The organism is Helicobacter sp. CLO-3, assembly GCF_001854545.1.
Taxonomy (GTDB): Bacteria; Campylobacterota; Campylobacteria; order Campylobacterales; family Helicobacteraceae; genus Helicobacter_B.
This window is the reverse complement of sequence record NZ_MLQN01000064.1, coordinates 1-3629: the sequence shown is the minus strand read 5'-3', so window position 1 is coordinate 3629 and position 3629 is coordinate 1. Positions and strand designations below refer to the sequence as shown.

General features: G+C 38.9%; 4 protein-coding genes. 3 read left to right on the top strand and 1 reads right to left on the bottom strand.

The genetic code is table 11. The features are described 5' to 3' along the window. From BKN38_RS09975 to BKN38_RS09965, 3 genes are all read left to right on the top strand, one after another. On the top strand, window positions 1-532 hold a 532-nt coding region (locus BKN38_RS09975), incomplete at its 5' end, for a putative sugar O-methyltransferase (protein WP_256325593.1). A gap of 463 nt (window positions 533-995) precedes the next feature. Further along, the gene (locus BKN38_RS09970) at window positions 996-1514 is read left to right on the top strand and encodes a hypothetical protein (protein ID WP_066458545.1); all 519 of its coding nucleotides are present in this window, start codon (window positions 996-998) and stop codon (window positions 1512-1514) included. Between the two features lie 272 nt (window positions 1515-1786). Further along, the gene (locus BKN38_RS09965) at window positions 1787-3205 is read left to right on the top strand and encodes a hypothetical protein (protein WP_066453230.1); all 1419 of its coding nucleotides are present in this window, start codon (window positions 1787-1789) and stop codon (window positions 3203-3205) included. A gap of 268 nt (window positions 3206-3473) precedes the next feature. Here the strand turns inward: BKN38_RS09965 and BKN38_RS09960 are convergent, their stop codons facing one another. After that, a complete protein-coding gene (locus tag BKN38_RS09960) occupies window positions 3474-3617 on the bottom strand; it encodes a diacylglycerol kinase (RefSeq protein ID WP_083329111.1) in 144 nt (47 codons plus the stop codon). Between the last annotated feature and the right edge of the window lie 12 nt (window positions 3618-3629).

Genomic DNA, 3629 nt, shown 5'->3' with positions numbered 1-3629 from the left:
GGGTAAAAGATATTTTGGTGTTGGGAAAATCTCTCCCTCAACGCTACGCTATATAAAAGTTCTTTCAGACTTAATGCTTCATTTTGGTGATTTAAACAATCTAAAAATCTGCGAAATTGGCGTGGGATATGGCGGACAAGCTAGAATTATCATGTCAAAGTTTAATGTCCAAAGCTATACATTTGTAGATTTGCAAAGCGCTTTGGATTTAAGCAAAAAATATCTTTCTTGTTATGAAGATTTAAACCAAGAAAAATTACTTTTTGCAAACCTGGATGCTTTAAATACAAGCGACTATGATTTAGTAATCAGTAATTATGCTTTTAGCGAGTTAAGCAAAGATATTCAAGATTTGTATCTTGAAAAAATAATCAATAATGCAACACATGGGTATATCACATATAATGACATTTCAGGTCCATCACTAGGCTCTTATAAAATAGAAAACTACAAAGATATAATCCACAAAAACATACAAATACTCGAAGAAAAACCACTTACACATCCTTTAAATAGGATTGTGGTTTGGTAAACATTTAGATTGAGTGAGATTTTGTTGGCTTACGCGAAGTAAAGCATGTTTTTCTAAAATACCATTTTATCGGATTCTGTCAATTCTGCGCTTGAGACCAAAAATCCAAGCACTAAAACCAAGCAAGAATGCTAGCAAAAATATTAGCAAGAACGCAGGCAAGCAAATCGCTATCTATATCCAATATATCCAAAATGTTACCCCCCCCCCTCACTATTTGTATGCTTTGCGCTCATCGCCCCTCATTTTAACCCAAATTTTCAAAAAACCTTAAACTTAAGGGCGCAGCCCTTGCGTTTTTTTTTTTTTGAATACAATACACGCCACATCCCACCTTAGGGCAAAACACAAGGAGAAAAAATGGAAAAGAACATCAACCAAGATTTGAAGTGGCTTGAAAAAATTATGTGGGCGCGATTTAAATGCGATAACTTTCAACGCATAGCAGAGCTTGAAGGCATAGATGAAAAGGAAGCTAGAGCCAAAAAAAACTATCGATGCGCTTGCAAAACACTCGCAAAAATTGCTAGGAAAGGCATATACTCAAGCGGAAATCGAGGGTTTTTACAAATCGATAGATAAAGACAAAAAAGACTTATGGACAAGATATCTATCGAAATACAGCGACAAAAAAGCCAATGGTAATTTTGACAAATTCTGGAGTTTTGAGGAGTTTGTATTGTGGTATGACAAACAACCAAAAGAATGCAGTTATTGCAAGGTAAAGCAAAATGAGCTTAATGAGCTGTTTAAATTTAAATATATAGAATCCAAAAAGCCAAGCTTTAGTGCAAAACTGCAAATAGACAGAAAAAATCCAAATAATGGCTATTTTGCAGATAATTGTGTGCTTGCCTGCTGTGTTTGCAATAACGCCAAAAGCGATATGATAAGCGAAGAGGATTTTAAAAAGTTTTTTGTCAGAGGGATTCGGGATTTTATGGCAGAGCTATTAAAAAGGCTAAAAGCAGATAAAAAATAATAAAATAATAAATAAAATTATTTTTTACTCATTTTATCTCACGATATAGTGGAGATATTCTACTATATCGTGTTGTATTTTATTATATTTGCCCTTATTTTTCTTTTTTATATATAGCTATAAATCACAGTAAATACGAGATTTGTAGCCAATTATTACATGATTATTTCTATATAAAATATATAAAAAATTAATAATGGATATATTTACTTTCCTTTCATAGAATCCCTTCGTTTGTTTCGGCAAACTAAATTTTCCTAAAAGGAGCAGCGATGAAAATGCTACAAAACAAAGCATTGAATCAGATTTTTTACGGGGCACAAGGTGCAGGCAAAACTTACTATGCGATAGATGAGGCGCTAAATATTCTAAACTTTGGCATAGTAAAGCCTTGCAGGGAGGATTTTTCAAGCGAGTCGGAGTTTGAAAAAGCATTTGCTGAATGGCAGGATAACTATCAAGATGAGTGGTATGATGGCATGCTTGATTCCTCGCGTATCCGCGCAGAATCCATCAAGCGCGGACTTATCAAACCAAAAAGCGATGATGACTTGATAAGCTCCCGCGCTTGTGTAATGGCGCTTTTTGAGTATTTTAGGCAAAGAGGGCAGATATCACTCATCGAGCCGGCAAATCACAGGTGCGAATGGCAATACTTGCTAGAATACACACATAGCGCGATAGGCGAAGTGCGTGATGGTGCGCTAAAAAAGATAGTGCTGCAAGCCTCAAAAATGCGCGAGTTTGAATACGCGTTTGCTGAAATATGCGCTAGGATAGAAAATGGCACGCTTAGTGAAATCTCATCCAAAGAACATGGCAGAAGTATCGGCTTGCGTGTGGAAAATGGTGAGATTGCTGCATATTGGCGTGGGGGCGATGGCGATAGAGTGGCTATCGATAAAAGCGCGCTAAGAAGGCTTTTTGAAACGCTTGATGAAAATGGATTCTATGAGCTAAACACGCTAGAAGAGCTTAGCCAAATCGCGCCAGATAGTGCCAGCCTAATACACAATCCCACGCCTTATTGGGCGATACTAAACCACTATTTTTGCGAGATGCTGCCGCATATTTGCATTATTGAGTTGCGTGATGCAAATATGCTTTTGTCGCAAGGACTAGATAGCGCATTTGCGCCAAGTAGGCGCGCGGGTGGATTCCAGCCTATGAGTGTGCTGATGCCACTTAGTGATGAGCGCCTCATGATACCGGATAATCTGCATCTCATCATCATAAGCAAGCGCAAAGCCAGCACGATAAACTTCGCGCAATACCACATAAAGCCAGAGCCGCAGCTGCTGGATGAGATATTTGTCGATGGTATCGATGAGGTGGATGGAAATGGTGAAAACAAGACAAAAACACTATCAAAACTCATAACAAAGCTAAATAATAGCCTCGAAAAAGAAGGGCTAGAGAACTTTTGTATGGGGCAAGGTGTGTTTTTTCAGAATGCCACTTTGTGCTTAGAGCGCAATGAAAATGGCGAAATCATCGAGTGGTATGAGATAAGTGAGCAGCGCGTGCGTGATGTGCTGACAAAATACATAGCGCCCACGATAATGCCTCGCTTCATATATGATAGTGACATTAAGAAAATACATGAGGGGCTTCTAGGCGCGCTTAGTGTCATAGGCATAGAAAATGGCGAGATAGATGAGCGCTGGGATATCCGCAAAGCGTGCGAGTAACGCAACTAACAAAGACAAAGCAAAAGCCAAGCGGCGCTAGATGGGCGCCGAAATTTGGCATTGCTTTGTGTTGATTTGCGTGCTGGCAATTTTAGCTTTATTTAGATTATGACATAGAGACCCACAGAATTCAAATCGATTAAATTTTCTACAATAATATAAATTAAGCCCTAGTTGTTAAGCTCTGTTTTTATGCATTTTGCAAAAGTTTTGTGATCTCATAATGCCAAATATTTTTATCAAGCACGATTTTGGCTCAAAACACGCGCTAAACCACGCGCTCTACGATAAAAATCCCCCACACGATAGCCACCAGCACGAGGCTCAAAAGCTGCGCCGCGCTTCCCATGTCTTTTGCCTTTTTGGCGAAGGGGTGCGGCTCTAGGCTGGTGTGGTCGATCGCATTTTCTATCGCGGAGTTGAA

Coding starts and splice junctions, on each gene's coding strand:
- BKN38_RS09965 (WP_066453230.1), top strand. CDS start 1,787: ATGAAAATGCTACAAAACAAAGCATTGAATCAGATTTTTTACGGGGCA.
- BKN38_RS09970 (WP_066458545.1), top strand. CDS start 996: ATGAAAAGGAAGCTAGAGCCAAAAAAAACTATCGATGCGCTTGCAAAA.